Source organism: Pseudomonadota bacterium (assembly GCA_039028155.1).
Classification (GTDB): Bacteria; Pseudomonadota; Alphaproteobacteria; order SP197; family SP197; genus JANQGO01.
Genome location: JBCCIS010000014.1, coordinates 43203 through 58667, shown reverse-complemented (window position 1 = coordinate 58667; position 15465 = coordinate 43203). Strand labels below are relative to the sequence as shown.

Below are 15465 nucleotides of genomic sequence, written 5' to 3'. Positions count from 1 at the left end.
TTGCCGTCGTCGATTGAGCCCTGATGCGCCGTTTGACCATTCATCACGTGACGACCTATCGCTACGCCAAGCCGGTCAGCTTTGGTGAGCATCGACTGATGTTCCGGCCGCGTGACAGTCACGACCTGCGTCTGATCCACACCGAGCTCTCGATCTCACCGGCGGCCCGCATCCGCTGGTATCACGACGTCTTCGGCAACTCGATCACGATCGCCAATTTCGACGACATGGCCGACGAGCTGCGGTTCGAGAGTACGATCGAGCTGGAACACTACGGCGTTCAGACCACCGAGTTTCCCATTGAGCCGTTTGCCAGTTTCCTGCCCTTTACCTATCCGCCGGAGGAACTTCCGGATCTCACGCGCACGACGGAGCGCTACTACTTCGATCCGGAGCGACTGATCGATGCCTGGGCGCAACGCTTCCTGAATCCGGGCGGCCGAAGCTCGACGCAGGAAGTTCTGGTCGCGATGACCAACGCGATCAAGGACGAGTTCACCTATCAGGTGCGCGAACTGCACGGGGTGCAGACGCCGATCGAGACACTGAACCTGGGCAGCGGCAGTTGTCGCGATTACGCTGTGTTCTTGATGGAGGCCGCGCGCAGCCTGGGCCTCGCCGCGCGCTTCGTCACCGGCTATGTCTATGACCCCGCGCTTGACGGCGGGGCGAACCAGGGCCTGCGCGGCGCGGGCTCTACACACGCGTGGGCGCAGATCTACCTGCCCGGCGCCGGCTGGGTCGAGTTCGACCCGACCAACGGCATGGTCGGCGGCGCCAACCTGTTCCGCGTTGGCGTCGCGCGCACGCCTGAACAGGCGGTGCCGCTTCAAGGCACCTTCATCGGTGACCGCGGTGATCTGCTGGGCATGAATGTCGAGGTCAAGGTGACATCCTCCGATAACGGCACGGCCCTGCCCCGGGCCGTCTGAGCGTCACGTCGTCCCGCCATGTTGCGGTTGCGTGACCGTTCGATGAAGTTTCTGTCTTAAAGGCACTTCTATTGTGCCGCTTTCGCAAATCTTACACCAAGTCTTGTTAGACCCCCGGCGATCAACGCGTCGACCTCTCGCAACTGGAAGCGGCGGATTTGGGGTATGCATGGCCATCGGTCACCAAGCCGGTACCGTTCAATTTGGATTTCCGACATTCATCTGGGAACGCGGGGGTGCCAGGCAGAGATGCTGCTGGACTTCCTGCGTCACACGGAATCGGAGTATCTCTATCTCGTCGGCGACATCGTCGACGGCTGGCGCCTGAAGAAGTCATGGTTCTGGGCGCAGAGCCATAACGACGTGGTGCAGAAGCTTTTGCGCAAGGCGCGCAAGGGCACCAAGGTCATCTACATTCCCGGCAATCACGACGAAGCGCTGAGGGACTATGCCGGCCATCAGTTCGGCGGCGTCCATGTCGCCGGCGAGATCGTCCATACGACGGCCGACGGCCGGCGTCTTCTGGTGCTGCACGGCGACGAGTTCGACGGCGTCGTGAAACACGCCAAGTGGCTGGCGCTGTTCGGCGACTGGGCCTACAACACCGTGCTCGCCCTCAACATCTGGTTCAACGTGGTGCGCCGCCGGCTGGGCTTCGGATACTGGTCGCTGTCGGCCTATCTGAAGAACACGGTGAAGAACGCGGTCAAGTATGTCGACCGGTTCGAACATGTGGTCGCCGAGGAAGCACGCCGGCGCGATGTCGACGGTGTCGTTTGCGGGCACATCCATAAGGCTGAGATCCGCGAGATCGATGGCATACTCTACTGCAACGACGGCGACTGGGTGGAGAGTTGCTCGGCCCTTGTCGAACACTCAGACGGCCGGCTGGAGATCATTCACTGGTCGACGCCCCAAAACGTCTCCGCCAAACCGCCGCGCATGCGCCGCACAACCAACGTCCCCGTTCCCGGCTAATGCGCATCGCCATCGTGACCGACGCCTGGTTCCCGCAAGTGAACGGCGTCGTCAGGACGCTGTCGCGCGTTAAACGGGAACTCCAGACGATGGACCACGCGGTCACCGTCATCTCGCCCGACCTCTTCACCAACCTGCCCTGCCCGACCTATCCGGAGATCCGCCTGGCGGTGCTGCCGGGCCGCGGCGTGCGCCTACGGCTCGACGAGGCGGCGCCCGACGCCATCCATATCGCCACCGAAGGGCCTTTGGGTTGGGCGGCGCGCGGTTACTGCCGGCGTCGCGGCCAGCCATTCACGACGTCGTTCCACACCCGCTTCCCCGAATACGTCCATGCCCGCAGCGGCATCCCGCCGGGCTGGCTCTATCGCCTGCTGCGCCGCTTCCATGGCGCCGGCGAAGGTATCATGGTGGCGACCCGGACGATCCGGCGCGACCTTGAGACGCGTGGCTTCGACAACATCAGGGACTGGACGCGCGGCGTCGATACCGAGCTGTTCCGGCCGCGCGAACTGATCAGCGAAACGACGTCGCTGACGTCCTTACCGCGCCCTATCCATCTCTACGTCGGGCGCGTCGCGGTGGAAAAGAACATCGGCGCGTTCCTGGCGCTCGATCTGCCGGGCAGCAAGGTGGTCGTCGGCGACGGCCCGCAACGCAAGCAACTGGCCGGCGAACATCCCAACGTCGTCTTCACCGGCGCCAAACACGGCGAGGAACTGGCCCGGCACTATGCCGACGCGGACGTCTTTGTCTTCCCCAGCCGCACCGACACCTTCGGCCTGGTGCTGCTGGAAGCCATGGCGGCCGGCGTGCCGGTCGCGGCCTATCCGGTGCCAGGCCCGCTCGACGTGGTCGACGGCTCAGGCGCGGGCGTGCTGCATGACGATCTGAAGACCGCGGCTACCGAGGCGCTCGCCATACCCCGCGAAACCTGCCGCGACCACGCGATGACCTATTCCTGGCAGCGTTGCGCACAACAGTTCCTGGACAATCTGGCGCCGTTTCGCTGAACCGACAGTCTAGTCGACAGGCACGCGCTCCAGCACGCCGCGTTCTTCGCCGCAGGTGCTGCAGCGGCAGTCTTGGATGCGCCGGCGCGGCTTGCGAACGAAGTGATAGAGCTCGCCGCAGGCAACGCAGCGCCAGATGACAGAGGCCTGGCTCTCGCGCGACAGATAGGGGATGTCGTGATGCACGACCGGTAGCTCGCCGATCATGACCATGGTGGCGCGCCACAACGGTCCGTGCTTGCACGATTTGCCGTAGTGAAGGTCCGCCAGGATGTGCGCGCATTCGTGCAGGAACGTCGCGTCGCGATCGCTCTCGCGTCCCGCCGGCAACAGATCGCGGTGCAGAACGATGCGCTTTTCAGACGTATAGGCCTTGCCGGCACAGAGCTTGCCACGCGCGGAGATTTCAACGCGCGACGCCAGGCAGGCTTCATAGGCCGCACCGTAGCGGTTGGCCCGCGCCAACTGCTCGAGAACGCCCCAATGGGCTGCGACTTCTTCAACGCGGCCCAGAAGAGAGCCGCCACGGACACGCTGCGTCATCGCTCGTGAAGGTGATGGTCCGACGCATCGTTGTCCAGTCAACTATCCCCAGGGCAGTGTTTCAGGTGCCGGTTTTCTCGGTGATCCTGGTCAGGCAGCAACCTTCCTTGCCGGGCGACCACAACTCGATCTCATAGGCAAAACCCGCCGTCTCCAACGTGGCTTCGTCGAGCGCCGAGGCGCAATGCAGGAGCGTGCCGATTTCAGCGTCGCTGCAGCCGGCCTCGACCCAGGCGTCCTTGATCGGACAGCTCATCATCTGAACCTCCAGGCAGGTGTCGTCGAGGCGCCTTACATCGGGCAAGAACGTCGCGCCGTCGTCGGGGGATCTAGCGAAGCCCTCGGCCATGCCGGCAAAGTCACGCGGCGCGAAACACGCCAGCGCTTCGCCAATCGGCTTGCCGTAGGCATAGCTCGCGGCGCGCATCACGCTGATGGCTTCGTCTTCGCCATAACGCTCTTTGAGTTCACGAAAAACCGTCAGATACATCCTGCCGCGGTCTTTGATGGCGTTGTAAACGAGGGGGTTGGGATTCCGATTGGCTTGTTCTTTGACCATATGGGCCGCTCCGAGCTAGACCGATTGGGAGCGGGAAGACTGAAAGCCTCTCCGGACACCGAGCAAATCAGAAGATCTCTCGCCCAGGCTTAGAAAAACTGAGTCGAGCGCCACTCCTAAGCATGCTGTTTTCCGCGCCGAGGAAACAATGACGTACAGAATCCCCCCACTGAACGGATTGCGCGCCTTTGAAGCGGCGGCCCGGAACCTGAGTTTTAAGCTTGCGGCGAACGAACTTGGCGTGACCGCGGGTGCGGTGAGCCAGCAAGTCAAGAAGCTGGAGACGTCACTCGGCATCGCGCTGTTTCGCCGCTTGCCTCACGGGCTCCTGCTGACGGAGGAAGGCGAGGCCTATCACCCCAGGATCTCACGCGCCCTAGAGGACCTGACCGAAGCGACTGAAGCGATCGCGCCGGACCTCAATGCCAGAAAGTTCTTACTCGGCCTGTGCCCTAAAGCCGCCGGCATGCTGCCCAAGAGATGGCCACGCCACTCATCTGCACTCGACAACTTCGTCAGTGACAACCGCAGCACGTCGGACCTGGCCTTGATCCTGGACAACAAACTCGACTGTCTGGTGCGCACAGGCGTCGGCGCGGCCGGCGGCTTGAGCGCGATCACGATCGAGGGCGGAGCTCCTTCTCCTGGGGACGAGCCGCTTCAGTTCATCTGCCGCAACGGTCTGATCGAATGCCGGCAATCGAGAGCCATCATCGCGGATCTAAGGGCCTGTATGGCCTGAGACGAGCAACAGGCTAGCGGAGACGCCTGCTCCCATCCGTCTGATCAGTCCCGCAGCAGCGAGCGTGCGATGACGAGGTTCTGGATCTCATTGGCGCCGTCGAGCCACTCGGCCATCTTGGCGCTCGCCAGATGACGCGCCAGCGGATGACCGGCATCGTGGCGGAAGCCGATAGCGCCCATGATCTGCGTCAGCTTGGAAATCGTCCGCACCGCCGCCCGGCTGCCGAACTTCTTGGCATGCGCCGCAGCGACCGTCGCGTTCTCGCCGGCATCGAACAGATCCGCCGCGTGGCCGGTCAGGAGGCGCGTGGCCTCCAGGTCCGTCGCCGCCTCGGCAAGCTGCCATTGCACGCCCTGGAAATCGGCGATCGTCTGACCAAACGCCGCGCGTTCGCGGGTGTGGGCAAGAGCCGCGTCCAGACTTGCCGCCATCATGCCGGCGGCCATGGCGCCAACGCCGATGCGCGCGATGTCGATGCCGCCCATGGCGCCTTTGAACGCGGCCTCGGGCTCCAGGAGCATGGCGTCGCGGCTGAGTTGCACGCCTTCGAACGTCACACCACAGGTGCCGAGTGCGTGGCCGCTCAGCATATGATAGGCGGGCTGCCGTTTGATGCCGGGCGTGTCGGCGTCAACCAGGAAGCCCGCGATGCCGCGCCAGCCCTTCGCCGGGTCGGTCTGGGCGAAAACCAGCATGACACCGGCGACGGCACCATTGGAAACCCAGGCTTTCTCGCCGTCCAACACCCAGCCGTCGCCATCGGGCCGGGCACGCGTGGTGATCGCGGTGGCATCGCTGCCGCCCCGGGGCTCGGTCAGCAGAAAGGCGCCGATCACCTCACCCGTCAGCATGGCCTTCAGGTAACGCTCGATCTGGGCCGGTGAGCCGTTGCGGGCCAGGTTTCCGGCGAGGTTGCCGTGGACCTTGAACGCGAAGGCCAGCGCCATGTCGGCGCCGGCCAGAACCTCGTCGATCGCCGCGGTCTGTTTGAGGCCGAGGCCATGGCCGCCAGCCTCCGGAGGCACCATCAGGCCCAGGAGACCCGCTTCGGCCGCGGTCTTGAAGAGCTCGGCCGGCATGCGCCGCTCGCGCTCCCAATCCGCGGCCGCCTCGACCACGTGGTCGGCGGCGAAACGGCGCGCCGCGTTAACCAATTCGCCAGTCCGGTCACCTGAATGAACGTTCATGAACTCCCCTTAAAGCTGTGATTTTATCCACAAGATGTGCGCGCCATCACGACAAGCATACCCTATCTCGATAGATCCATTGACATCAGGGCCTTAGAAGATCACAACCGATGCCACTGAAATTGCCCGCTTATCTCGCTGACGGTTACTTGACCTAACAGCGACAAGCAAAGGTCGACATAACAAACATGACGTTCCCAAACGACCCATCGAGCCGCGCCCCTAGCCAGATTGGCCAGACCTGCGGAAGGCTCGCCGGGGCATGTTTGCTTGCGGTCGGCCTGGCCTTTACGGCCACGGGCCCCGCACACGCCATTTCAAGCGGTATCGAGCAAGGTCAGGCCCAGGCCGACGGCCTGGTGCGCGATCTGCAGGACGAACTGCGCCGCCTGGGTTTCTACGCCGGTCCGGTTGACGGCATCCTGGGCCCGATGACCAACCAGGCAATCAGCGAAGTGCAGCTGGCAAGCGGCTGGCCGGTGGACGGCCTGCCGAGCCGCGAACTGCTGGATCATCTCTATAGTCAGCAGGATAAGGCCCAGGCGCTTCTGGACCATCTTGAAGACAATCGTGTCGAGCAGATCGACGATGCCCGCGAGGTGCTGGCGGCCAGCGAAGCGACCCAGGATCTGCTTTCACCGGTCCTGGGCGGCCCGTTCCTGGACAGCGTTGCCGAAGAAAACTGCGCCAACGAGCCGACAACCGCCTGCCTGCTGGATCACGCCATCGCCGCTGCCCGCGAGATGAACGATGTCGAGCGACGCAGTTTCGCGTTCCTGCAGATTGCCGAAGTTCAGATCGCCATGGGTCAGGTCGAGGCAGCGCGCCAGACCCTGCGCCGCATCCGCGATCCCCGTTACATCATCAGCGCCCTCGATGTGCTCGCGATGGGCCTCAGCAACCAAGGCCGATACGACGAAGCGCTGGAACTGATCGACGTCGTGCCGATCGTGCGCATCAAGATCGCCGGGCTGGACGCCGTCGCCCGCGCCGCGCACGAAGCCGGCGAGCCGGCAGTCGTCAACCGCGCCGTTGCCGAGGCCCGGGCGACAATCGAGAGCGACGAAGGTGCCGCGATCAACCCGTGGCGCCTGATCGAGTTCTCCCAGATGCTGCACGCGGTCGACCGGACCGACGATGCCCAGGCTGTACTGGAGCGCGCCTCCGCGGCGACCCTTGCCGTCACCGAGGTCGAGGCGCGCGACCGCATCACGCCGCAGATCGTCACGACCCTGCTGATGGTTGATCGGCTTGAGACGGCGCGGCAGTTGACCGTGGCCATTCGCACCCCCGATCACCGCGCGTTGGCCGAGCTGGCCCTGGTCCGCTACCTGGTCGATCATGGCGACTACGCCAGCGCCCATCAGGTCTCCGCCGCCATCGTGCCGGCCGAGTACCGCAGCCTGGCGCTTGCCGCCAGCGCCAGCGGTCAGGATGGCACCGCCGCGCGGACTATCCTGAACGAAGCGCTGGATGCCGCCCGCGAGATCCCCTTCAAGCGCCGCCGGGACGAGGCCTATTCGGTCATCGCCCAGGGCCAGGCCGCGATCGGTGACAGCGCCGCCGCTCTGGAAAGCGCCGAACTGATCGAGGACGACGCGCTGAAGGCCGGCACCCTGTTCGCCATGGCCGACGACAACGCGCCGCTCGCCTTCGCCGCGCGCCGGGCCCTCGACGACGTCAATCAGGCCTATCGCCGCTCGCTCCTGCAGCTTCATCTGGCCGTTGAACTGGCCGATGCCGGCGACCAGAACGCCGCCGACGACAGCCTGGACGACGCGGTCGCCAGCGCCTTCCAGGTGGCATCCGACGCCGAGCGCGCCCTGGCGCTCGCTCATTCGGCCGAGACACTCGCCGCCATTCACCGCTAAGCGGCGGTTTCCAATACTGTCGACGTAAGGGCGTAGCGCAACGCCAATGCACATTCGCGTGGCCTCGCAATCATTAGAGATTTTTGCTCTAATGTGGCGTTGAATTGAACTGTTTTCAGCTAACGCCATGGCACCCAGGCTTGGGATCAATCATCTGCAGATGCTGACGGCCATCGTCGAGACCGGCACGGTCGCCGACGCCGCGCAGCTTCTGGGCGTCACGCCGTCGGCGCTCAGTCACCGGATCCGCGAGGCGGAGCGGCGTCTGGACCTCGCCCTCTTCACCCGGCTCGGCCGGCGCCTGCGCCTGACGCCGGCGGGCGAGCTCCTCCATCAGGCGTCCGCGCGCCTGCTCGACGAGCTCGAGCAGGTCGAAACGGCCGCCCAGAAGATGGGTCACGGGATCGAAGCGGTGGTGCGGCTGGGGGTCGCGACCTACAGCAGTTACCACTGGCTGCCGGACTTCCTGAACCGCCTGCACGAAGCGGCACCGGCGATCGAGGTCGAGCTGATGGCGAACGCCGTCCAAAGGCCGCTGGCCGCGCTGCAGGAAGGCGATATCGATCTGGCGGTTGTGCCCGATGCCCTGATCCCGGCAGGCATGACATCCCTGCCGCTGTTCGATGACGAGCTGGTCGCCATCATGTCGCCGGAGCACCGGCTGGCGGCGCGCGACAGCGTTGAAGCCACTGACTTCCGCGACAACGATGTGCTGACCTATAGTTTCACCAACCTGCCCGGCCACGAACTGGATCTGTTCTGGCGCCCGGCCGGCGTGTCGCCGCGCCGTATCATCCGGGTCGAACTGATCGACGCGATCGTGGATCTCGTAAAGGCCAATCTGGGCGTCGCCATCGTGCAGCGCTGGGCCATAGCGCCACATCTCGAGAGCGGCGCGCTCGCCGCGTGTCGTCTGACTGACCGGGGTCTCACCATTCCCTGGAGCGTCGCGCGGCGTAGCACCGGTGACCAAGACAAAGCGGTCGCCACCGTCGCCGAACAACTGGCCGACTGGTGCCGGGTACACGAAGGCGGGTTCGCGGCAAGCAGTTGAACAGGCTAGCCGCTGCCCTCTATAGAGTAACAGGATGGAGCAACGGAGAGTGCCGCGATGGTCAGCAACCGAAGCGAAGACGTGCGCCGCTATGCGGAGGATAACTTCCAACAGACGGTGAAGCGTCTGGGCGGGTACATCGCCTATCCCGCAATCTCGTGCGATCCCGATCACGCCAAGGATGTCGTGGCGCTGGCGCACCGGATCCGCGACGACTTGGACGCGCTCGGCTTTGATAACGCACAGGTGTTGGAACTTGACGGCGCGCTGCCTGCCGTCGCGGCGCAACGTATGGACGCCGGACCGGGCAAGCCAACGGTTCTGATCTACGGCCACATGGATCTGCAGCCGGTCAAGGGCGAGCCGTGGAACACGCCACCCCATGAAGCGGTCGAGATCGACGGCAGGCTCTATGCCCGCGGTTCCGGCGACGACATGGGCGGCTGGGTCAGTCACCTCGCGGCCATCGAAGCCTGGCTTGCGGTCGCCGGCGCGCTGCCGGTCAACGTCAAGCTGATCATCGAGGGCGAAGAGGAAATCGGCTCGCCCAACCTGGTCGGTTACATGGACGCCTACCCCGACGTCTTCGACGCCGACGCCATGGTGCTGACCGATTGCGACAACCCGTCCACAGAGATCCCCGGCCTGACGACATCCTTGCGCGGCCTGGTGGAACTGGACGTGACGTGCGAAGCGCTTGCATCCGATGTGCATTCCGGCCTGTGGGGCAATGTCGCGCCGGACGTGTCGACCGCGCTGGTCAAGGCGCTGGCGCGCCTGGTCGACGACGACGGCCGTTTCATACTGGGCCGTGTCGACGTGCCACAAGCCTGGCGCGATGCCGCCCGCGAACTGCCGTTCGATGCGGCGACCGTCGAGAAGGCCACCCAAATCATCGACGGCGTCTCGGCGCTGCCTGAGCGTGGCCGCCCGCTCGCCGAGTGGGCGTGGCGGCAGTCGGCGCTAACCATTGTCTCGACGACACTGCCGCAGCCCGATCACGAGAAGAACGCGCTGCGCCATGCGGCAACGGCAGCGCTGTCGATCCGCGTTGCGCCGGGCCAGGATCCCGAGGCGCTGGTGGCGGATGTCACCGAGGCCCTGACCCACGAACCGCCCGGTGGCGTCAAGCTGACGGTCCACGAACGGCCGGGCCACGGCGATGCGTGGCTTTATGAACCCAAGGGCCCGGCGTTTGACGCCGCAGGGCGTGCGTACAGCAAGGCGTGGGGTCACGATCTCGTGCAGATTGGTGTCGGCGGTTCGATACCGTTCGTCGCTCTGTTCGCGGAACGCTTCTCTCATCTGCCGCTGATCTTGAACGGCGTTCTGGATCCCGCCAGCTCGATCCACGGTCCCAACGAATCCATGGACCTCGGTGTGTTCAAAAAGGCGATCGCAACGAACGTCTACCTGCTGGACGAGCTGGGCGCGCTGGACAAGCTGACGCCCGCCTCCTGACAACGTTTCCGCGCCGTCAGCGCGCCTCACCAACGCAACAAGCGTTATCAAGCCACGGTGAGGTCGCCGTGCGGAGCGTTGATGTCGCCGTCGTGTCGCCTACCTGAGGGTGGGGACCGGGATTTGCTTTCACCGCATGGACCGGCACGATGAACGACAAACCGACTTCTTCTCTCTCAAGCTGGCAAGAACTGATCGTCTATTGCAGCTTCGCCACCGTGGTATCCGCCGCCAATATCGGCGTCGTCATGCTGGTGCTGTTTTAGTTTGGTCTCTGCTCCCGCAGCAACGGTGCCGGCTAAGCCATGAACCAACAGCCGTGCATGGGCATTCTGGGCCGCCCGTGTTGATGGCGGTCACAGATTGTGGCGCGATTGTGCCGTTCTTCCGCCGAGGTGACATCAATGTGATGCCGGTCAATAGCATCGGATTGACGCGGGTCATACGTAACACCTCAAGAGCGCGCGTATGACACGGCGGAAAACAATGAGCGAGAAAAAGAACAACAAGGGTTCAGGCAATTGGCGGGAGCTGGTTCTCTACACCGGCCTCGGCACCATGGTTTGTGTCGTCAATGTGGCGGTATCGTCACTCCTGCTGTTCTAGCCGTCTGACGACCACGGCGCGGCCAACCAGGCCGCGTCCATGTCCGCGGCGCGCGGGCAGCCAAGTTCCCCCAGCACGTGCAACAGTTCCTCTCGTAAGATCTGCACGACATGATCGCCGCCGGCCTCACCCAGGGCCGCGATCGCGAACATGAAACTGCGCCCACTGAACGTGAACTGGGCGCCGCGCGCCAGCCCGCGCACCACGTCAAGACCGGTTCTGATCCCGCTATCCAGCATCACCGTCGTTGTGTCGCCGACCGCCTCGACGATGTCGGGCAAAACGTCAATCGTCGCGCGTTCGCCGTCAAGCTGCCGGCCGCCGTGGTTCGAGACGATGATGCCGTCGGCGCCCAACTCCACGACCAGCCGCGCGTCGTCGGGATGCTGGATGCCTTTCACGATGAGCGGGCCCTGCCACTGACGCCGGATCTCGCCGAAATGCTCGCGCGACATCGGGCCAGTGAATTGGTCTCTCAGGAACGTCACGCTCTCCTTCATATCGGACTTGTCGTCGACATAGGGCTCGACCGTGCGGAAGTACGGCAGGCCGTGGCGCAGGGTTGCAATCGACCACGCGGGCGCTAGCGCAGCCTGGACAACATTCAGCCAATTGATGCGCGGCGGCACCGAAAAGCCGTTACGTATGTCGCGCAGGCGGCGGGCCTGCACTGGCACGTCGATGGTGACGATCATGGCGCCGAAGCCGGATGCCTGGGCGCGGGCAATCAGATCCTTCTCGATCGCCCGGTCGGCCGGCGGGTAAAGCTGGAACCACGCGTGGTCGCCGCCGATGGCGCCGATTTCCTCCATGACGGCGGTCGACACGGTGCTCAGCAGATAGGGAATGCCGGCATTTTTGGCCGCGCGGGCCAGCATCGCCTCGACCCCCGGCCATACCAGGCCTGCCTGGCCGATCGGCGCCACGCCGATCGGCATCGCATAGCGCGTACCGAAGACCTCGACGGAAAGGTCGGTGTCGGCGATATCGACAAAGAAACGCGGCGTCATCAAAACCCGGTCGAAAGCCTCCCGGTTGCGCCCCACCAAACGCTCCTGGCCGGAGCCGCCGGCCAGGTAATCCCAGGCAAACCGCGGGATACGCCGGCGCGCCCGGCGCTCCAAGTCGGCCACGGAGGGGTAGCGCTGCATCAATGTCATCGGCGGAGTCCCCGAAGGATTTGCGGCGGCGAGGTTAGCCGGGATCGCCGCCAAGAACAGCGGCGCGAACGCATCGAACCGACGGGCGGCCGGCACATACTCCGTTAGTAGTATATTAAGGAATATGGGTTAAGCGTTGATTCGCCAGGAAAAAGTGTGACGGCCATCAATTGTCTGGCACGTGACTTGCACTAAGGATAGCGGTGACGGCAACTCTTACCCGGCGGGACGGCCCAGGGTCATGAAACAAAAGAAGCAAGGATCGCCAAACTGGCGGGAACTCGCCATCTACAGCCTGATCGCCACCGGCATCACCGTCGTCAACATCACCATCTCCTCGCTGCTCTTCTTCTAATCCCCGTCTCTATCTCGCACAGGAACCGGCCGGTGCTGCACCGGCGCGGCACATGACGCGCGACTGAAAGGTCAGTCGCGACAGTCGAACGCGGCCCACAGGGGGTAGTGGTCGGACAGGCGGTGCTGCACGACGGACTTCGAGAAGCCTTTGTCCTGATAGAGGAAGGGCACGAAGTCGACCATGCCGGCGCTGTCGAACATCATGCTCAGTCGGCGTTTCTTGCCTGACGTGAACCACGCGATCTGGTCGTAGTACTTCTCAAGCTCGGTGTCGTCGTCATCGGCGAAGATCGATCGCTTCACCTTATGCAGCGCCTCAGGCACCTCAAGCCCTGTGCTGGTGAAGGCTTCCCATAGCTTGTCGCCCTTGCGGTCGATGTTGAAATCGCCGAGCGCGATGAAGTTCTGGCCATAAGCATTGGCCTGCTTGGCCCAGCGGTCGAGCCATTTGGCGATGGCCTTGAGTTCCGGTACCCGCCCGGCGGACGAGGAGCCGAAGTCGACATGGAGCGTCACCAGCGTGAAGGTCTCCGAACCCGCCTGGAAACTCACCGCATAGGGCGTGCGTGCGAACTGACTTTGAAGCGCATCGGCGCCGATCGCGCCCAGTTCTTCTTCCGGCACCACGAGTTCACCGGCAAGGCCGGAGAGATTGGCCCTCGTGGTGTCGAAGACGAAACCCATGCGTTCGCTGTTGCCGGCACTGCCCCGGGTGACATCGGTCATCAGGAACCGCCACGACGGACCGAGCGTCTTCATCATGGTGCGCAACGCGCGCAGATCGCCTTTGATCTCCTGGATCGCGATCACGTCGAAACGCGAGATGATCTCCGTGATCGCCCACAGGCCTCGAAAATCACGCTTGGGACTGTCGCTGTTGGAAGCCGTCCACTTGCGGGTCAGCGACGAGAACGCCTTGATGTTCCAGGTCGCGATCAGAAGGTTACGGTCGGCCTGGCGTTTCGGCGGCACCGTCGCGTCGAGCTCGGCGCGCAACGCCGTCATCTCGTCTTTTACCGCCGCCGGCGCGTTGGCGGCCTGCCATGACGGCAAGGGATCGGACATCGGAAAGCCCCCAGTCGGTTTCGACACGACTGGGTGTCATGATCGCACGAAATGCCGACGACGACACCATGAGGTCATCGAATGACCGTACTGCTATCAGTTCGAGTTAGAGGCTCTCGCCGCCAGCGGCCGGGATCTCGTCGGCCTCGCCATCACCGGTGACCGCCGAAGCATCGTCGCCATCGGCTGCGAGGCCGGCGTCATCATTTGCACGCTCGGCCGCTTCGCTGGGCAGCGGAACGGTCCATTCGCCGTCAACGACACGGCCCATTTCGAGGATCAGGTCGCGCGGCACATCGCCGATCAGGCTGTAGGACAGCCCGTCCGTGCGCCAGAAGAGAGCGCTGACCAGCCCCTCCTCCATCACCGTCAGGCTCGTCTCGCTGCTTTCGGCATCCGGGCTATAGAAGAGTTCGACCCGCCTGCCGGCTTCCGATTCATAAACCAGTTGCATGGCGCTTTCGTCGCTTTCCGACAGCAGACGGGCGCCGACCAGGTTGAACCCGAAGACGCTGAAGTCTGGCGCGCCATGCCCCGGCGCCGCCGGTTCCGTGGCGCCGTCCTCGAGCGTGGTCGCCGCGCCACCGGCGGCAAGCGTCGCCTCAGGTGCTGAGCCGTCATCGGCCACCTGTTGCAGCGGCGCCTCGTCGCCCGAGCCAGGCGAGAACAAGGCGAAGAGGTCTTGATCGGAAGGTCCGCCGACGATCGCGCGCAGGCCCACGGCGATAGCGCCCAACATGACGATGGCAAAGACGGCGGCGGCGGCAAGCTGCAGGGGCAGCCGCAGCCAGTCGCCACGGTGCTGGCGCGGCGCCCGATTGATCTCGTTGGCGCGCTCGATCGCCAGACCCAGTTCGACATGCTGGGGCAGCAGCGGTGCTTCCAGCCGCCTGTCGAACAGGCGATGCAGATCCTGTCGGATCAAGCGCCCGCTGCGCACATAGGCCGCGGCCTCCGCGTCCGCCAGCAGGTAGCGCTCGACCGCCTCGCGTTCGGCATCGTCCAGTTCGCCGTCAAGATAGGCGTCCAGAATGCCATCGCCCCACGGCACCCTTTTGCCGCCTCGGTTCGCGTCTCTGCCGCCTGTATCCATATCAGTTGATCTCCGCCAGCTTCGGCCGTTCGGCCTTGTCCATGCCGTTCATCAGCGCCCGGCGCGCCCGCGACAGCCGCGACATCACCGTTCCAATCGGGATATCCAGGATGTCGGCGGTCTGCCGGTAACTGAACCCTTCCAGACATACGAGTAAAATCACGGCTCTTTGTTCCATGGGCAGCCGCGAAATCGCCAAAAATAGTTCGTTGAGCTGAACCGCGTGTTCCTGGTTGGCGGCTATCGGCAGTTCTGTGGTCAGGTCTTCCATGGCGACATGGTCGCCCTCGCGGCCATAGCGCAGCTGCGACACCCTGACATTGTGCAGGATGGTGAAGAGGTAGCCGCGCATGTTGTGGATCTTGCGGCCATCACGGATCGCCGCCAGCCCGCGTTGCAACGTTTCCTGCACCAAGTCATCCGCATCGGTGCTGTTGCCGACCAGCGACAACGCGTAGCGGCGAAGCCCTGCGATGCTGCTGCGAAGTTCGTCGGACAAAGACTGCAAAGGCTGCCCCCGTTCCCCAGCGTTGGCGAATGAGTAGCTTGGTTCCGCATTGGGTGGAGAATGTGGCAGACGGGTCGAACCCGTGACTTTTTTTGCCGCCGTACGATGACGCAGCGGCACCGGCTCTATTCCCGAAAAAGAAAGTTCGCGGGCGCGCGCACGGCACCGTGCGGGGTGTCTGGATGCTTCAAGCCCAGACGATCCGCGGCGAAGCGCGTCCATCACCTTTCTTCGCATATCTGTTTGGCCGACGCCGCGTCCAAGCTTCTTTTCGCGCTGTCAGGAATAGACGGCGGCGACGCCCACTCCATGGGGTGACAGGTCGCATCAACG

General features: G+C 64.1%; 14 protein-coding genes. 7 read left to right on the top strand and 7 right to left on the bottom strand.

The window, feature by feature from the left end; all coding sequences use genetic code 11:
* Positions 1–23: 23 nt before the first annotated feature.
* The 3 genes from AAF563_09810 (at position 24) to AAF563_09800 (ending at position 2923) form a co-directional block, all read left to right on the top strand.
* Positions 24–932, top strand: a complete 909-nt coding sequence (locus AAF563_09810) for a transglutaminase family protein (GenBank protein ID MEM7121559.1) — start codon at positions 24–26, stop codon at positions 930–932.
* A gap of 165 nt (positions 933–1097) precedes the next feature.
* The gene (locus tag AAF563_09805; GenBank protein ID MEM7121558.1) at positions 1098–1910 is read left to right on the top strand and encodes a UDP-2,3-diacylglucosamine diphosphatase; all 813 of its coding nucleotides are present in this window, start codon (positions 1098–1100) and stop codon (positions 1908–1910) included.
* Positions 1910–2923 carry a glycosyltransferase family 1 protein gene (locus AAF563_09800; protein ID MEM7121557.1) on the top strand — a complete coding sequence of 338 codons (1014 nt, stop codon included), beginning with the start codon at positions 1910–1912 and terminating at the stop codon, positions 2921–2923. Before AAF563_09805 ends, AAF563_09800 begins: the two co-directional genes overlap by 1 nt.
* A 9-nt stretch (positions 2924–2932) precedes the next feature.
* Here AAF563_09800 and AAF563_09795 read toward each other — a convergent pair whose 3' ends face one another.
* Both AAF563_09795 and AAF563_09790 read right to left on the bottom strand, forming a co-directional pair.
* Positions 2933–3466: a SprT-like domain-containing protein gene (locus AAF563_09795; GenBank protein ID MEM7121556.1), complete on the bottom strand. Its 534-nt coding sequence runs from the start codon at positions 3464–3466 to the stop codon at positions 2933–2935.
* Positions 3467–3527: 61 nt separating this feature from the next.
* Positions 3528–4025: an L-2-amino-thiazoline-4-carboxylic acid hydrolase gene (locus AAF563_09790; protein MEM7121555.1), complete on the bottom strand. Its 498-nt coding sequence runs from the start codon at positions 4023–4025 to the stop codon at positions 3528–3530.
* 148 nt (positions 4026–4173) lie between these two features.
* Here AAF563_09790 and AAF563_09785 point away from each other — a divergent pair, with 148 nt between their 5' ends.
* Positions 4174–4767 carry a LysR family transcriptional regulator gene (locus tag AAF563_09785; protein MEM7121554.1) on the top strand — a complete coding sequence of 198 codons (594 nt, stop codon included), beginning with the start codon at positions 4174–4176 and terminating at the stop codon, positions 4765–4767.
* Positions 4768–4811: 44 nt separating this feature from the next.
* Here the strand turns inward: AAF563_09785 and AAF563_09780 are convergent, their stop codons facing one another.
* Entirely contained in the window at positions 4812–5957 is a 1146-nt protein-coding gene (locus tag AAF563_09780; GenBank protein MEM7121553.1) for an acyl-CoA dehydrogenase family protein, read from the bottom strand.
* A 266-nt stretch (positions 5958–6223) separates the two neighbouring features.
* Between AAF563_09780 and AAF563_09775 the strand changes: the two genes are divergently transcribed.
* The 3 genes from AAF563_09775 to AAF563_09765 all read left to right on the top strand — a co-directional run bounded on the left by AAF563_09775 (position 6224) and on the right by AAF563_09765 (position 10343).
* Positions 6224–7828 carry a peptidoglycan-binding domain-containing protein gene (locus tag AAF563_09775; protein ID MEM7121552.1) on the top strand — a complete coding sequence of 535 codons (1605 nt, stop codon included), beginning with the start codon at positions 6224–6226 and terminating at the stop codon, positions 7826–7828.
* Between the two features lie 127 nt (positions 7829–7955).
* Positions 7956–8882: a LysR family transcriptional regulator gene (locus AAF563_09770; protein MEM7121551.1), complete on the top strand. Its 927-nt coding sequence runs from the start codon at positions 7956–7958 to the stop codon at positions 8880–8882.
* Between the two features lie 57 nt (positions 8883–8939).
* Entirely contained in the window at positions 8940–10343 is a 1404-nt protein-coding gene (locus AAF563_09765; GenBank protein ID MEM7121550.1) for a M20/M25/M40 family metallo-hydrolase, read from the top strand.
* Between the two features lie 602 nt (positions 10344–10945).
* Here AAF563_09765 and AAF563_09760 read toward each other — a convergent pair.
* The 4 genes from AAF563_09760 to AAF563_09745 form a co-directional block, all read right to left on the bottom strand.
* Positions 10946–12109, bottom strand: coding sequence for an alpha-hydroxy acid oxidase (locus AAF563_09760; GenBank protein ID MEM7121549.1), 1164 nt, complete (start codon positions 12107–12109; stop codon positions 10946–10948).
* Positions 12110–12535: 426 nt separating this feature from the next.
* Positions 12536–13531 (bottom strand): endonuclease/exonuclease/phosphatase family protein, encoded by a 996-nt coding sequence (locus AAF563_09755; GenBank protein ID MEM7121548.1) that lies wholly within the window; start codon positions 13529–13531, stop codon positions 12536–12538.
* Positions 13532–13637: 106 nt separating this feature from the next.
* A complete protein-coding gene (locus AAF563_09750; protein ID MEM7121547.1) occupies positions 13638–14624 on the bottom strand; it encodes a hypothetical protein in 987 nt (328 codons plus the stop codon).
* Between the two features lies 1 nt (position 14625).
* Complete coding sequence (locus tag AAF563_09745; protein ID MEM7121546.1) at positions 14626–15354, bottom strand: RNA polymerase sigma factor; 729 nt, start codon at positions 15352–15354, stop codon at positions 14626–14628.
* Between the last annotated feature and the right edge of the window lie 111 nt (positions 15355–15465).